The sequence below is a fragment of the Pontibacter chitinilyticus genome, from assembly GCF_039748935.1.
Classification (GTDB): Bacteria; Bacteroidota; Bacteroidia; order Cytophagales; family Hymenobacteraceae; genus Pontibacter; species Pontibacter chitinilyticus.
In genome coordinates this window covers 572136-586076 of the sequence record NZ_JBDIZJ010000001.1, presented here as the reverse complement: position 1 = coordinate 586076, position 13941 = coordinate 572136, and the positions used below count along the sequence as shown (strand labels likewise).

The window sequence follows — 13941 nt, the reverse complement described above, 5'->3', positions numbered from 1 at the left end:
AAATTAACGATTGTTTACTTCCCGAAAATTATTCTCCTTTTACTTACAACTTGTATGAAATACCGGAACATCTTACTGGCAGCCCTGCTCCTTTTCTTCCTCCCTTACCGCTTGCAGGCACAAGATGCTGCTAATATCATACCCAAACCCTATCAGGTCAAAACGCTTCCGGGTAAGCCCGTAAAGCTCAACATTAAAAGCCGCATCTTTTATGATGCCATGTATAAACCACAGGCAGCGTACTTGCAGCAGCAACTGCAGGCACAAACCGGCTTACGGTTGCCTCTACTTCCGGTAAATGGCACTGCGCCGAAAGACGGTATCTACTTGGAGCAGGACACTGTTTCCGTTACAAAAAAAGAGATGTACCTGCTGCAGGCCGGCCAGGGAGCCGTAACGATAAAGGCCCGAAGTATAAACGGCATAGTCTATGGCATTCAGACACTGCTGCAACTGCTGCCATTGGAGCAGACCAGCAGCCTACAGGTGGAGCCGGTGCAGATCGTGGACTTTCCGCAATTTGCCTACCGTGGCATGCACCTGGATGTTAGCCGGCACATCTTTCCGGTAGCTTTTATTAAGAAGTACATTGATTACCTTACCTTTCACAAGTTTAACACCTTTCATTGGCACCTAACCGACGACCAGGGCTGGCGCATTGAAAGCAAAAAATATCCGAAGCTGAACACGATCGGCTCCTGGCGCAAGGCTACGCTCATCGGCCACTTCAACGATAAACCTGTCCGCTACGATTCTACCCGCTATGGGGGCTACTATACGCAGGAGCAGATCAAAGATATCATTGCCTATGCTGCTGTTCGGGGTATTACCATTATACCGGAGCTCGATATTCCGGGCCACAGCCGGGCCATTATCGCTGCTTACCCTGAACTGAGCACCCGCCCCGACACAACCTGGCAGGTAGCTACCACGTGGGGCATGTATAACCGGCAGAACAACGTGCTGGCTCCCCGTCCGGAAACTTTTGAATTTCTGAAAGGAGTTTTTGCCGAAGTAGCGGGCCTTTTTCCTTCTCCTTATATTCATATCGGTGGAGATGAATGCAGTAAGATGTGGTGGAAAGCGAGCCCGCAGGCACAGGAATTTATCCAGAAACACAACCTAAAAGATGAAAAGGGCCTGCAGACATACTTTGTGGAGCAGGTTTCCGGCTACCTGGCGCAACAGGGCAAAAAAGTAATTGGTTGGCATGAACTCCTGGAAGGTCATCTGGACTCCTCGACTGTGGTCATGGACTGGGCAGGTGATAAAGAAGCTGTTGCTGCTGCTATGGCCCATCATTATGTAATCATGACGCCCAGCAAACCCTTATACTTTGATAACTACCAGACCCTGGATCCGAACGACAGCCTGGCCATACATGGGTATAACCCGTTGGATGCCGTGTATGCCTTTACCCCTGTTCCGCAGTCCTTGAAGGGCAAGCCCGAAGCAAAGTATATATTGGGTGCACAGGCTAATGTATGGACCGAATACATGGCTTCGCCGGCCAAGGTAGAATACATGATCTTTCCGCGAATGACGGCACTAAGCGAAGCCTTGTGGTCGGCCCCCAGCCAAAAAGATTTCGCTGACTTTAAGCGGCGCCTGGCACAGAACATCATCCCACGGTATAAGTACTGGGGCAGTGCTTATTGCCACATGTATGCCGACTGGACCGTTACCAGCAAAGCTCCCGCTAAGTAAGACCATAGAACAGCAGGTATGCTTACTCTTTGCGGACATGCTCCAGCTTCAGCGTGTTCATGGGATTCGCCTCCAGGCCTTTGATGTTGTTCTGCGTCAGGCGGATAACTTCGTCGTAAAAAAGAACGATCACCGGGCACTCGTCTACTACAATCTGATCCATTTGCTGGTAGAGGCGCCAGCGCTTTTGGTTATCGCGCTCCAGTTTGGCCTGCTCGTATAGGCTGTCGAACCGGGCGTTCTTAAAATGCGTTTTATTAGGCCCTGCCGGCGAGAAGTTTTTGCTGTAGAACAGTGCCAGGTAGTTTTCGGCATCCGGGTAGTCACCCAGCCAGGATTTACGAAAGAAGGGTGCCCGCCCATTGTCCACTGTTTCCTGATGCGCGGGTGCCTGGTTGATGTCGATCTGCACCTGTACTCCTACTTCCGCCCACTTCTTCTGCATATACTCAGCCTGTTCTTTGTCTTCCTGCACGGTGCTCAGGCGCAACTGCAATGGATGCTGCGCGGAGTATCCGGCCTCCTGCAGCAGGACGACCGCTCGTTCGGGATCATAGCTGTACCCGCGCACCAGGCTGTCGTTGTAAGAGGGTAGCGAAGGCGGCACCATGCCGGAATGACCGGGTATACCAATGTTGTTGCGGAAGTAAGCGATCATCTCTTTTTTATTCAGCGCATAGTTCAGGGCCTTGCGTACACGTTTGTCCTGCAGTGCCGGATTTGGATTTTGCAGGTTCGTCGGGTCCAGCTGAAAGCCGATGTACTCGGTGTTCAGGTAAGGCACTTTTTGTACTGTAAACTTATCTTTAAAGTCATCCTGCACGGTGCCGTCGTTGTTCAGGATCATGTCGCGGGAGCCTTCTTTTATACCAGACAGAAAATCGAGCTTGCCCTGCATAAAGGTCAGAAAGGCAGACTTGTTATCAGTGATGAACGAGATCTGCACTGCATCTAAATATGGCAGCTGCTGCCCCAACTTATCCCGTTTCCAGTAGCGGGGATTGCGGTGCAGCACAATAGCATTGTCTTCATCCCACAACTCAAACTGAAAAGGGCCGGTGCCCACCGGGTGTGCGCGGAAGTCCTTGCCGTACTTCTCCACAGCCTCCTGCGGTACCACATAGGCATACGGCATCGTCAGAATCTCCATAAAAGCGATGAACGGCTGGTTCAGGTATATATTGAAAGTGCTGTCGTTAACAGCCTGAAAAGCAGTATCTGATATTCCGCCAACAGCATTGCGCAATACCTTGTCGTTAAATACCCAGGCGCCCGTGCTGGCAGTAGCAGGATCTACAATGCGCCTGAAACTATAGGCAAAATCCTGCGCTGTAACTTTACGCCCTTTGCCGTCCTTGAAAACCTTGCTATCATGAAAGTATACATCATTTCTCAGATGGAAAGTATACGTGCGGCCGTCTTCCGATATGTCCCAGCTTTTGGCGATCGCCGGGCCGGTTTCCAGGTTTTCATTCAATTCAACCAGGCCGTTGTAGAGCTGTGTTGTGGCCCAGATGTTGGCCTGATTCCGGGCAAAAGCAGGGTCTAAAGAGGTAAGTGCTTCGGGCTGATTATACCGAAACACTTTCTTTTCCGTTCCTCTGTTATCTGCGCCAGAGCAGGCGGCAAGCAGGACCAGAAGTGTGGATAAAAATACGCGCTGTGTTCTGAAATGCATCAGCTAAAATGGCTAAAAAAATGTATCTTTGTGAATGCCTATGCCTGCAGAAGCGGGCCGTAGGGAAAGTACTAAACTAGCAACAATATGCAAATAACATACTATGGACAGTCGTGTTTCCTATTCCAGATAGGAGAAAACCGGGTTCTATTCGATCCGTTTATTTCACCTAACGAGCTGGCCAAGGACATTGATGTAGATGGCATCAAAGCAGATTTTATCCTGCTCTCTCACGGCCACCAGGACCACGTGCATGATGTCGAGCAGATCGCCCGCAATAACAATAACTGCACCATTGTGGCAAACTTTGAGGTGGCGAACTGGTTCAGCAACAAAGGCCTGCAGAACACGCGCCCGCTAAACCCCGGCGGTAAAGTAACGCTTCCATTCGGCACCGTTAAAATGGTGACAGCCATACACTCCAGTTCCATGCCGGACGGTTCATACGGCGGTGTGGCCACGGGCTTTGTGATCGAAACAGAGAACCAGGCGTTTTACTTTGCCGGCGATACGGCCCTCACCTACGACATGAAGCTCATTCCGGAGCAGTTTGACCTGGACTTTGCATTACTACCGATCGGAGATAACTTTACCATGGACATCCACGATGCCCTGGTTGCCGCTGACTTTGTGCAGGTAGACCGCGTAATCGGTATGCACTATGATACTTTCCCCTACATCGAAATTGATAAGCAGGAGGTGAAAGAAGTAGCACAAATGGCTGGTAAGGAACTAATTTTAATGGAGATAGGTCAAACTATAAACCTATAACGTCAAGAATGGGAAAAATAATTGCGGTTGCCAACCAGAAAGGTGGAGTTGGAAAGACCACTACTGCCATTAACCTGGCAGCTAGCCTGGCAGCGCTGGAATATAAAACGCTTCTGGTAGACGCGGACCCACAGGCCAATGCCACCTCGGGGCTGGGCTTTGACCCCGCGACCATTACCAGCAGCATCTACGAGTGCATGGTTGAGGATGTGAACGCAGCAGACATTATCCTGAAGTCCCCCTCCATTGATTACCTCGATCTTATCCCCTCGCATATCGACCTGGTAGGCGCAGAGGTAGAGATGATCAACCTGCCCAACCGGGAGGAAAAGATGCGGGTAGCGCTCAGCAGCCTTAAACAGCAGTATGATTACATCATCATCGACTGCTCGCCCTCACTGGGCCTGATCACGGTCAACTCCCTGACCGCTGCTGATTCTGTCGCAATTCCGGTGCAGTGCGAGTACTTTGCCTTGGAAGGTCTTGGCAAGCTGCTCAATACCATCAAGATCATTCAGTCGCGCCTGAACCCTGAGCTTTCTATAGAGGGCATCCTGCTGACGATGTATGATGTGCGCCTGCGCCTGAGCAACCAGGTGGTGGAAGAAGTGAAAACGCACTTCCAGCAGATGGTGTTCGATACCATTATCCCCCGGAATGTGAAGTTGAGCGAGTCACCTAGCTTTGGCATACCGGCCCTGCTGCATGATGCAGAGAGCAAGGGTGCCCTGAGCTACCTGAACCTTGCCCGCGAGATCGCTGAGAAGAACAGCGTTGCACTGGCAAAATAATTTTAACCTGGTACATGTCTGATAACAAGAATTCTGCTGCAAAACGCAAAGGCGGCCTTGGCAGAGGCCTTAACTCGCTGCTGGAGGGAAACAAGTATACCGGCAAAATCGATTCTGAAACTCTAAACACTGTCAATACCATCGCAGACATAGCTATTGATCAGATCCAGACGAACCCTTACCAGCCGCGTACCCATTTTGACCAGGCCGCGCTGGAAGAACTGGCTGAGTCCATCAAAATACAGGGCATCATACAACCCATTACCGTACGACGGCTGGAGGAGAACAGCTACCAGCTGATATCGGGCGAACGCCGTTACCAGGCCGCTAAAATTGCCGGCCTCACGGTGATACCCGCTTACATCCGCAAGGCCGACGACCAGCAGATGCTGGAAATGGCGCTGATCGAGAACATTCAACGCGAAAACCTGAATGCTATTGAGATCGCCCTCTCCTACCAGCGCCTGCTTACAGAATGCAGTCTGAAGCAGGAAGAACTCGGCGACCGCGTGGGTAAAAAGCGTACAACGGTTACCAACTACCTGCGCCTGCTTAAATTGCCGCCGGATATACAGATCGCTTTACGCGACAACCTCATTACCATGGGGCATGCCCGCGCCCTGATTAACATTGATACAGTAGAAAAACAACTGGACGTGTTTAAGGAAGTGGTAGCGAAGGAGTTATCAGTGCGCAAGGTGGAAGAACTGGTGCGCAACCTGCAGAACGCCGGCAAGAAGCCCGACCCGCAGCAGAAGCTTCAGTTTAACAAGTATGACGAGGAGCTCAAGGGGGTGGAAACCAAGCTTTCTTCCCAGTTCGGCACGAAAATACTGGTAAAGGCGAATAATGACGGCAAGGGAGAGATCAAGATACCATTTGTGTCGGTGGATGAGTTGAACCGAATTCTGGAAATACTAAACTACTAGGCTAAAATGAGGCTGACGATCGGTGCCACGGCTTTATTGCTAAGTATAACTTTATACTTTACCGCTGCTCCCGCTTTTGGGCAGCTCATAACCGAGGGTCTGGATTCTGTGGTGGTGCCGGTATCGGACACGCTGAACCTGCACGAAGGCTTTTTCCTGAGCCGTTGGGACAAGCCTGCGAAAGCAGCCTTCTTCTCTGCAGTTTTTCCGGGTGGCGGCCAGATCTACAACAAAAGCTACTGGAAGCTGCCCATTATTTACGCTACTGCAGCTGTGCTGGGCTACTACTGGATTGATAACAACAACAAATACCAGGATTTCCGGAAAGCAACTATCCAAAGAGCTGACTCGTCAGATAGGTATATCAATGATCCGATCTATGGCATCAATACCCCCCGAGGAACTAAGAATCTGCGCTATAGCCGCGATTTTTATCGCCGTAACCGCGATCTAACCATTCTGCTCTCTATCGGAGCATACGGGCTGCAGATAGCGGAAGCGTATGTGCACGCCCATATGAAGCAGTTTGACATCAGTGATGACCTGAGCCTGCGCGTGCAGCCCGACCTGTTGCGTGTGCCACAACTGGCCAGCTATACGCCCGGGGTAACCCTCACCCTCTACAACATCAATCCAAAGACCAAAGAATGAGAATCTTATTGATCGGTTACGGCAAAATGGGGAAGACCATTGAGCAAATGGCTTTGGCTAAAGGCCACCAGATTGCCGGTATCGTAGACCACACCAATGCGGAGGAACTGCAACAGTATACAGCAGCCCAAGTAGATGTTGCCATTGAATTTACGCATCCTGAAGCTGCTTTTGGCAACATTGCTTACTGCCTGCAGCAGCAGATACCCGTTGTGGTGGGTTCAACAGGCTGGCTGAACCGTTTTCAGGAAGCGGTTATACTTTGTGAGCAGCACCAGGGGGCTTTTTTCTATGCTTCTAACTTTAGTGTAGGGGTTAACCTGTTCTTCCATTTTAATGAGTACATTGCCAGCAAAATGCAGGCGTATCCGGCGTATGAGGTAGGGATAAAGGAGGTACACCACTTGCAGAAAGTGGACAAGCCCAGCGGTACAGGCATTACGGCGGCCGAGGGCATCTTGAGCATTTACAAGAACTTGAAAGGCTGGGTAAGTGATAATCCGGAAGAAAAAAATAAACTAAATATTACTTCCGAACGGGAGCCAGAGGTGGTAGGCACACATATTGTTACTTATCGCTCGGAAGTAGATACCATAGAACTTAGCCATATGGCACATAGCCGCGCCGGTTTTGCAGCAGGTGCGCTCATGGCCGCTGAGTGGCTACCAAGCCGCCGGGGCGTCTACGGCATGAAAGACATGCTAAACCTGTAATCATAGTATAAGCTGATGAAAGTAAAATTCATGGGCAGCAAGCCTGAAACCAAAGAGCCCAAAAAGAAGAAAAGCTTTGTGCGCGAATGGGGCGATGCCATCCTGTTTGCAGTTATTGCGGCCAGCCTGATCCGTTGGGCTACCTTTGAAGCCTACACCATCCCTACCCCTTCGATGGAAAAGTCGTTGCTGGTAGGCGATTTTCTATTTGTAAGCAAACTACACTACGGTCCGCGTACGCCCATGACGCCGCTACAGGTGCCGCTTACGCACCAGACCATCTGGGGCACCAATATCCCCGCTTATTCGGATGCGATTGAGTTGAAATCGCACCGACTGCCCGGCTTTTCAGAGGTGAAGCGCTTTGATGTGGTAGTATTTAACTTCCCCCCTGAGTCAGAGCACCCGGCCGACCTGCGCACCAATTATATCAAGCGGTGCATCGGCTTGCCTGGCGATTCGCTGCAAGTAAAGGATATGCAGGTCTACATCAACGGCAAACCGATCGATAACCCGGAAAAGCTGCAGTATAAGTACCTGATTGTGCCCACCGTGCAGCTTGGCCAGAAGTTTTTTCAGGACCGGAACATCAACCTGAACGACATTTATCCAACGCAGGAAGGCTATCTGGTGGACGCCACCCCTGAACTGGCAGCAGAAATGAAGCAGCTAAACTTTATCAAAGATGTTGTGCTGCAGAAAGATACGCCGGGTAATGCTGATCCAGAAGTTTTCCCACATGTGCCTAGCGTATATGACTGGAACAAAGATAACTATGGCCCGATCTATATTCCGAAAGAAGGCGCTACAGTAGCGATTACTCCGCAAACGCTGCCTTTCTACGAGAAAGTTATACTTGACTACGAGCACAACGCCAATGCCAAAGTACAGGATGGTAAGTTATACATCGATGGTAAAGAAGTGAACCAGTATACCTTTAAGCAGGACTATTACTTTATGATGGGTGATAACCGCCACAACTCCCTTGACTCCCGCTTTTGGGGCTATGTACCCAAAGATCACATTGTAGGTAAAGCTGTAATGATTTGGATGTCGGTAAATCCGGAAGGCGATTTCCTCCACAAGATCCGCTGGAACAGGTTGTTCAACACCATTGACTAAAACTGTAGGTAACTAACAGAAACAACAAAGCCAGACTTGAGGCCTGGCTTTGTTGTTTCTGTTAGTTACAAGTATAAGTAAGTATACTTCTCCTTTTTAAATCTCACTGTATAAAACAGCTACCCTGCTAACGCAGTACTCACCAGTCAATTGGTTTCTCGCCATGCGCTTTCAGGTACTTATTGGCTTGGCTAAAGTGGCGGCTCCCGAAAAAGCCTCTGTCGGCTGCGAAGGGCGAAGGATGCGCAGCTTTTAACACCAAGTGCTTGTTTTCGTCTATAAAAGCACCCTTTTTTTGCGCATAAGCCCCCCACAGCATAAAGACTACGTGCTCCTTCAGCTCATTTACCTTTTGCACCACGGCATCCGTAAACTCCTCCCACCCTTTCTTCTGATGCGACCCGGCATCACCCGCCCGCACTGTTAAGGTGGCATTCAGCAGCAGTACGCCCTGCTCGGCCCAGCGCTCCAGGTTACCGGTAGCCGGCATATCTTTGCCCAGGTCACTCTTGATCTCTTTGAAGATGTTGTGCAGCGAGGGCGGAATACGTACATCATTGCTGACTGAAAAGGCCAGTCCGTTCGCTTGCTTAGGGCCGTGATACGGGTCCTGCCCCAGAATCACTACCTTTACTTTATCGAACGGACAGAGCATAAAAGCATTGAAGATCTCATTGCCCGCCGGATAAACTTTTTGAGAAGTGTATTCGTCTTTAACAAAAGATACAAGCTTGTTGAAATACGGCTTTTCAAATTCATCTTGTAGCACTTTTTGCCAGCTTTCTTCTATCTTTACAGTCATGAGTTAGTATGGGAAAAGTAAATTTATTTACCGGAAACCATCGCTCCGACTGCTGATTTGGCAAGGCAGCCGGTTTCCTTCTTATACATAAACTGACGAAACATGGATACAAAAACAACGCAAGGTGTAAAAGTAACGGTAACCACCAATTACCTGCCGGATTACTCCAGCCCGGTGCAGCAGCACTTTGTTTTTGCCTATAAAATAAAGATAGAGAATAACAGCGAATTTACGGTGAAGCTTTTGCGCCGCCACTGGTACATACACGATTCTACCGGCGTGGTGCGCGAAGTGGAGGGCGAAGGCGTAGTAGGCCAGCAACCCACCCTAGAACCCGGGGAGTCGCATGAGTATGTGTCGGGGTGCAACCTGAAAACCGGTATGGGCAAGATGCGCGGTACGTACCTGATGGAGCGCCTCGTGGATGGCAAACAGTTTAATGCTTCTATCCCGGAGTTTACCCTAATCGTGCCTTATAAATTAAACTAGCCTGAACAAAGAAGAAGCCCTAAGGTGATGGCGTAGAAAGTATAATTGCGCTCAACTTCTGCCAGGTCCTTTCGGCTTGCCAACCTAACAACTGTGTCGTCCTTCCATATTGCCACTAATTACCTGCTCTACCGGCTACGCGCATTTAAGCTGCATGGCGTCCATTCGCCCTTTATATTTGGCCTTTATAACACGGTTATTCGCCACGATGGCCTCTTCCCGGCCTACAAGCGCGTAGAAACGTTGCGGAAGAAGCTGCAACAGGATAACCGTCCGCTACAGGTTACCGACTTTGGAGCTGGCTCCCGGTTAGCGCAGCAGCGAAGCCGTAGTATCAAAGACATTGCCCGCACTTCGGCTAAACCAGCTAAAGACGGGCAGCTGCTTTTCCGTCTGGTCAATCATTTTCAGCCCCAAACCATTGTTGAGCTGGGCACTTCGCTGGGCCTTACTACAGCGTACCTGGCTGAAGCAAGACGGCAGGGCCAGGTGTATACATTTGAAGGTTGCCCCAACATTGCTCAGGAAGCACAGAAAAATTTCCAAAAGCTGGGGTTAAAGAATATCCGGCTTATTCAGGGGAACCTGGATGACACCCTTTCGGCGCTACTGCAGCAAATACAGCAACTGGACTTTGTTTTTTTTGATGGCAACCACCGCTACGCTCCTACCATGCGCTATTTTGAAGCCTGTTTGCAGAAACATCATGCAGATAGCGTTTTTGTGTTAGATGATATTTACTGGTCTGCAGAGATGAAACGGGCGTGGCAGGACATAAAAAGGCACCCGCAGGTGCGCCAAACCGTCGATCTGTTTTCTGTCGGGCTTGTTTTCTTCCGCACTACGCAATTAAAAGAGGATTTTACTTTAGCTTTCTGATCAGGCGTTCTCCGAGATTACCGGCGCTTCCCAACCATCATACTCGCCATTAAACTGCCGGGCTAGGTTCAGTAACTCCAACGTGATTACATTTATCGTTTCGTCATCGGCTTTGTCCGGCCGCATGAGCAGGAGCTTGTACGTGTATTCTTCTTCTTCCGGAGCTTCCTCTTCGCTCTCCAGCGTGTAGCCCTGGCGGTCTGCCGCTTGTATCATGGCTTGCCGGTCGGCTGCTGTTTTAAAGTATAAAAAATGGGTGATGTTGCGCGGCACGAAAGCCTGGTCGCCCTGCTCCTCCAGTTCCTGCAGCAAATGGGTGTTCTGAATGCGCTGCATACTTTCATCATCCGGGTATAAGAAGTTGAAGTATATCTCCCAATCAGCGTCTTCGGTAGCCTGCGATACGATTAGATACTCCGGGAATTTCTGCCTGACAGCTTCCACACAGTCTTCCAGTTGCAGCACCTGATCGCCATAAAAGTATAAGCCGCGCTTGCCGTTATGTAACGTTTTGCCAACAAAAACAGCCAGCATCTTCTCCTCCAGCAGTTGCACCACGGCATCCTCAATCTTCTCCAGCATCTCCCATTCCGCTGCTTCCGGAAAACCGGTTTCATCCGTGGTCTGCAGTGCTACGGCGATCTCTATCAGGTTTGGCTTGGTTTCCATCGGAGCCACCTCCACCAGCCCCAGGTCGGTGCTGACAAAAGCCGGCTGCTCCTCAATATGACAAAAGTATACTTCCCACGCGGGACTATAATCGTTGTTACTCATACTTATACTTACGCTTTAAATAAAAAATGCACCGCAGCCAAGGCATACGGTGCATCTGTGCCTGAGGATATACTTAGCGGATGGCTTGGCGAATACGCAGCAGTTTCTGCAACAGTTCTTCCAGTTGGTCCAGGGGCAGCATGTTGGCACCGTCTGATTTGGCTATACTTGGTTGCGGGTGTGTTTCAATGAACAACCCATCAGCACCCACAGCAATGGCTGCTTTGGCAATCGTCTCGATGAGCGCAGGCTTACCCCCCGTTACGCCTGAGCTCTGATTCGGCTGCTGCAGCGAGTGGGTAACGTCCATCACCACCGGCACCTGGTGCGCCTGCATCTCCGGCAGATTACGAAAATCCACCACCAGATCGGAGTAGCCAAAGCTATTGCCTCTGTCGGTCAGGATAACCTGGTCGTTGCCGGACTCCCGGATTTTATCTACGGCAAAGCGCATGGCTGCGCCGGATAAAAACTGGCCTTTTTTAATGTTCACTACTTTGCCCGTTTCGGCAGCAGCAATCAGCAGGTCTGTCTGCCGACACAGGAAGGCTGGAATCTGTAGCACGTCCACATATTCAGCGGCCATAGCGGCCTCAGTAGTCTCGTGAATGTCTGTTACAGTGGGTACATCAAAGGTCTGGCTTACTTTCTGCAGGATGCGCAGCGCCTTCTCATCTCCGATGCCAGTAAATGAGTCGAGGCGTGAGCGGTTGGCTTTGCGGTAAGATCCTTTGAATATCCACGGAATCTGCAACCTGTCGGTTATGTCTTTTAACCTGGCAGCGATTTGCATGGCCATCTCTTCGCCTTCAATGGCACATGGGCCGGCCATCAGAAAAAAGTTACCTGTGTCGCTATACTTTATTTTTGGGATCTGGAACATAGTTTTTTACATTGGTGACGCCTGCCGGCGCTACAAAGGTAGGCATCTGAGGGGAATAATAAATTTTGAATACTCAAATTCAAAAACCAAAGTGAGCTGCCAATGCTCAGCGGCTCTTTACCTGTAAAACCATAAACAGTTCCCGCCCCTGCCGGGGTTTAATGGAGTTATAAGCCGAATCGAAATGCAGGAAATCAAAGTATGGGGAAAAGTACATTTCATATTCTGCTTTGCTGCCTCCAAAAGGTGGCCCCGCCTGCTCAAATGTCGTGTCGAACAGCAAACCCACTAGTTTTCCACCGGGTGCCAGCAGCTTGGCACATTGCCGGGCATAGGCAGGACGCAGTTCCGGCGGTAGCGCACAAAAAAATGTCTGCTCAATTATCAGGTCATACGTGCCCTGCAGAGTGAAGAAATCCTGCTGCAACAGCTGCTCCTTTGGGAACTGCGGAACGCGCGCTGCCAGCTGCTGCAGTGGCGCTTCGGCTATATCGGCTACATATACCTGCTCAAAACCATGCCGGTACAGGTATTCTGCCTCATATGCATGGCCACAACCCGGCACCAGGATGCGCTTATTTTTATCCGTTAGCTGATCAAAATAATCTTTTAATGGTGTCGTTATAGCTCCAACATCCCAGCCCGTCTGGGCAACCTGGTACCGCTTCTGCCAGTAAGCAGCATTAAATTCTTGATGCATATCTTAATTATTATAGAGCAAATGTCTTATATTTGATTCGTTCCTATATCCTTTTCCCAATTTATTTTTAACCGTTAACAACTAAAGCAACACCTAACCTTATACCTTATGTCAGCGAATACTCCTGAGAATCGAAGCAACCGCAAACTGTTGATCGGAGGCCTTTTGTTTGTCCTCCTCAGCATCAACGGTATCCTGATCTACATGAATTATCAGAAGAAGGAGAAGACTGAAGAGCAAGCCGAAGTAATTCGTGTGAAGAACAGTGAACTGGAAAACCAGATCAAGATTTACGAAGCCCTGAAATCAGACTTCGAACGGCAGAGCCAGGAATTACAGGCGATGGGCCTGCAGAACGATTCGTTAGAGACAAAAATTGCTGCGATCAATGCTGATCTGCTGCAATTGCGCGGTTTCCGGAAGAGCAGCTACAGCCTGGCAGACCAGCGCCGCTTCCGCGACAGAGCACAAACATTTGAGAAGCAGCTGAAGGAGAAAGACCAGGAGATTGCCAAACTGAAGGAAGACAATGAAGTGCTTTTTACTGAGAACACAGACTTGAAAACTACGCAGAATAAACTGACGGACAGCCTCACCACAGTAAAGACCTCCAACCAGGAATTGTCTAATAAAGTACGCGTTGCTTCCCGTTTAGAAGCCCAGGACCTGCAGGTAAATATCATCAACCAACGCGGTAAGGAGAAAGATGACAACGACAATGAGTTCAAGGCTAAGCGTGTAGACAAGATCCGGGTGGTCTTCAAGCTCGCAAAGAACGATGTAGCTGCCAAAGAGCCGAAAACAGTATACATGCGCCTGATAGAACCTGATGGCGCGGCCCTGTACAACCTTGCTACCGGCTCCGGTTCTTTCCAGATTGATGGGGAAAACATGTACTACACCGCCAAGCGTGATTTTGTATTCGACAATACCCAGCAGCAGCTGAGCTTTGTATATGATAAAGATGCCGCCTACAAAAAAGGACAGCATACCATTGAGTTGTATACAGACGGCTTTCTGATCGGTAAAACTACTTTCACGCTGAAGTAGTA

Annotated in this window: 15 protein-coding genes; 10 read left to right on the top strand and 5 right to left on the bottom strand. The window is 49.7% G+C overall.

Annotated features, from left to right (window positions below; translation table 11 throughout):
* The first annotated feature begins 54 nt into the window (after window positions 1-54).
* Window positions 55-1707 (top strand): beta-N-acetylhexosaminidase, encoded by a 1653-nt coding sequence (locus tag ABDW72_RS02495; RefSeq protein ID WP_347156874.1) that lies wholly within the window; start codon window positions 55-57, stop codon window positions 1705-1707.
* A gap of 22 nt (window positions 1708-1729) precedes the next feature.
* Here ABDW72_RS02495 and ABDW72_RS02490 read toward each other — a convergent pair whose 3' ends face one another.
* Window positions 1730-3385 carry an ABC transporter substrate-binding protein gene (locus ABDW72_RS02490; protein ID WP_347156873.1) on the bottom strand — a complete coding sequence of 552 codons (1656 nt, stop codon included), beginning with the start codon at window positions 3383-3385 and terminating at the stop codon, window positions 1730-1732.
* 87 nt (window positions 3386-3472) lie between these two features.
* On the opposite strand from ABDW72_RS02490, the gene ABDW72_RS02485 reads away from it, so the two are divergent.
* From ABDW72_RS02485 to lepB, 6 genes are read left to right on the top strand one after another with little or no spacing between them, the layout of a single operon-like run.
* A complete protein-coding gene (locus ABDW72_RS02485) occupies window positions 3473-4156 on the top strand; it encodes a metal-dependent hydrolase (RefSeq protein WP_347156872.1) in 684 nt (227 codons plus the stop codon).
* A gap of 8 nt (window positions 4157-4164) precedes the next feature.
* Window positions 4165-4947 carry a ParA family protein gene (locus ABDW72_RS02480; RefSeq protein WP_347156871.1) on the top strand — a complete coding sequence of 261 codons (783 nt, stop codon included), beginning with the start codon at window positions 4165-4167 and terminating at the stop codon, window positions 4945-4947.
* Window positions 4948-4961: 14 nt separating this feature from the next.
* Window positions 4962-5876, top strand: coding sequence for a ParB/RepB/Spo0J family partition protein (locus ABDW72_RS02475; RefSeq protein WP_347156870.1), 915 nt, complete (start codon window positions 4962-4964; stop codon window positions 5874-5876).
* A gap of 6 nt (window positions 5877-5882) precedes the next feature.
* Window positions 5883-6527, top strand: coding sequence for a DUF5683 domain-containing protein (locus ABDW72_RS02470; protein WP_347156869.1), 645 nt, complete (start codon window positions 5883-5885; stop codon window positions 6525-6527).
* Entirely contained in the window at window positions 6524-7240 is a 717-nt protein-coding gene (gene dapB, locus ABDW72_RS02465; protein WP_347156868.1) for a 4-hydroxy-tetrahydrodipicolinate reductase, read from the top strand. The genes ABDW72_RS02470 and dapB overlap by 4 nt, the downstream gene beginning before the upstream one ends.
* A gap of 15 nt (window positions 7241-7255) precedes the next feature.
* Window positions 7256-8362 (top strand): signal peptidase I, encoded by a 1107-nt coding sequence (gene lepB, locus ABDW72_RS02460; protein WP_347156867.1) that lies wholly within the window; start codon window positions 7256-7258, stop codon window positions 8360-8362.
* 139 nt (window positions 8363-8501) lie between these two features.
* Here lepB and ung read toward each other — a convergent pair whose 3' ends face one another.
* Window positions 8502-9164 carry a uracil-DNA glycosylase gene (ung, locus tag ABDW72_RS02455; protein ID WP_347156866.1) on the bottom strand — a complete coding sequence of 221 codons (663 nt, stop codon included), beginning with the start codon at window positions 9162-9164 and terminating at the stop codon, window positions 8502-8504.
* A 102-nt stretch (window positions 9165-9266) separates the two neighbouring features.
* Between ung and apaG the strand changes: the two genes are divergently transcribed.
* Window positions 9267-9653: a Co2+/Mg2+ efflux protein ApaG gene (apaG, locus tag ABDW72_RS02450; RefSeq protein WP_347156865.1), complete on the top strand. Its 387-nt coding sequence runs from the start codon at window positions 9267-9269 to the stop codon at window positions 9651-9653.
* A gap of 93 nt (window positions 9654-9746) precedes the next feature.
* On the top strand, window positions 9747-10532 hold the full coding sequence (locus tag ABDW72_RS02445) for an O-methyltransferase (RefSeq protein ID WP_347156864.1): 786 nt from the start codon (window positions 9747-9749) through the stop codon (window positions 10530-10532).
* Here the strand turns inward: ABDW72_RS02445 and ABDW72_RS02440 are convergent, their stop codons facing one another.
* From ABDW72_RS02440 to ABDW72_RS02430, 3 genes are all read right to left on the bottom strand, one after another.
* Window positions 10533-11306 (bottom strand): DUF695 domain-containing protein, encoded by a 774-nt coding sequence (locus ABDW72_RS02440; protein WP_347156863.1) that lies wholly within the window; start codon window positions 11304-11306, stop codon window positions 10533-10535. It lies immediately after the preceding gene.
* Window positions 11307-11379: 73 nt separating this feature from the next.
* A complete protein-coding gene (gene kdsA, locus ABDW72_RS02435; protein ID WP_347156862.1) occupies window positions 11380-12189 on the bottom strand; it encodes a 3-deoxy-8-phosphooctulonate synthase in 810 nt (269 codons plus the stop codon).
* A gap of 106 nt (window positions 12190-12295) precedes the next feature.
* Window positions 12296-12889: a methyltransferase gene (locus ABDW72_RS02430; protein WP_347156861.1), complete on the bottom strand. Its 594-nt coding sequence runs from the start codon at window positions 12887-12889 to the stop codon at window positions 12296-12298.
* Window positions 12890-12997: 108 nt separating this feature from the next.
* On the opposite strand from ABDW72_RS02430, the gene ABDW72_RS02425 reads away from it, so the two are divergent.
* Window positions 12998-13939 (top strand): hypothetical protein, encoded by a 942-nt coding sequence (locus ABDW72_RS02425; protein WP_347156860.1) that lies wholly within the window; start codon window positions 12998-13000, stop codon window positions 13937-13939.
* The last annotated feature ends 2 nt before the right edge of the window (window positions 13940-13941 follow it).

Bases quoted from the DNA above. Each gene is read 5' to 3' on its own strand.
- ABDW72_RS02495 (WP_347156874.1), top strand. From the start codon at position 55: ATGAAATACCGGAACATCTTACTGGCAGCCCTGCTCCTTTTCTTCCTC.
- ABDW72_RS02490 (WP_347156873.1), bottom strand. From the start codon at position 3,385: ATGCATTTCAGAACACAGCGCGTATTTTTATCCACACTTCTGGTCCTG.
- ABDW72_RS02485 (WP_347156872.1), top strand. From the start codon at position 3,473: ATGCAAATAACATACTATGGACAGTCGTGTTTCCTATTCCAGATAGGA.
- ABDW72_RS02480 (WP_347156871.1), top strand. From the start codon at position 4,165: ATGGGAAAAATAATTGCGGTTGCCAACCAGAAAGGTGGAGTTGGAAAG.
- ABDW72_RS02475 (WP_347156870.1), top strand. From the start codon at position 4,962: ATGTCTGATAACAAGAATTCTGCTGCAAAACGCAAAGGCGGCCTTGGC.
- ABDW72_RS02470 (WP_347156869.1), top strand. From the start codon at position 5,883: ATGAGGCTGACGATCGGTGCCACGGCTTTATTGCTAAGTATAACTTTA.
- dapB (WP_347156868.1), top strand. From the start codon at position 6,524: ATGAGAATCTTATTGATCGGTTACGGCAAAATGGGGAAGACCATTGAG.
- lepB (WP_347156867.1), top strand. From the start codon at position 7,256: ATGAAAGTAAAATTCATGGGCAGCAAGCCTGAAACCAAAGAGCCCAAA.
- ung (WP_347156866.1), bottom strand. From the start codon at position 9,164: ATGACTGTAAAGATAGAAGAAAGCTGGCAAAAAGTGCTACAAGATGAA.
- apaG (WP_347156865.1), top strand. From the start codon at position 9,267: ATGGATACAAAAACAACGCAAGGTGTAAAAGTAACGGTAACCACCAAT.
- ABDW72_RS02440 (WP_347156863.1), bottom strand. From the start codon at position 11,306: ATGAGTAACAACGATTATAGTCCCGCGTGGGAAGTATACTTTTGTCAT.
- kdsA (WP_347156862.1), bottom strand. From the start codon at position 12,189: ATGTTCCAGATCCCAAAAATAAAGTATAGCGACACAGGTAACTTTTTT.
- ABDW72_RS02430 (WP_347156861.1), bottom strand. From the start codon at position 12,889: ATGCATCAAGAATTTAATGCTGCTTACTGGCAGAAGCGGTACCAGGTT.
- ABDW72_RS02425 (WP_347156860.1), top strand. From the start codon at position 12,998: ATGTCAGCGAATACTCCTGAGAATCGAAGCAACCGCAAACTGTTGATC.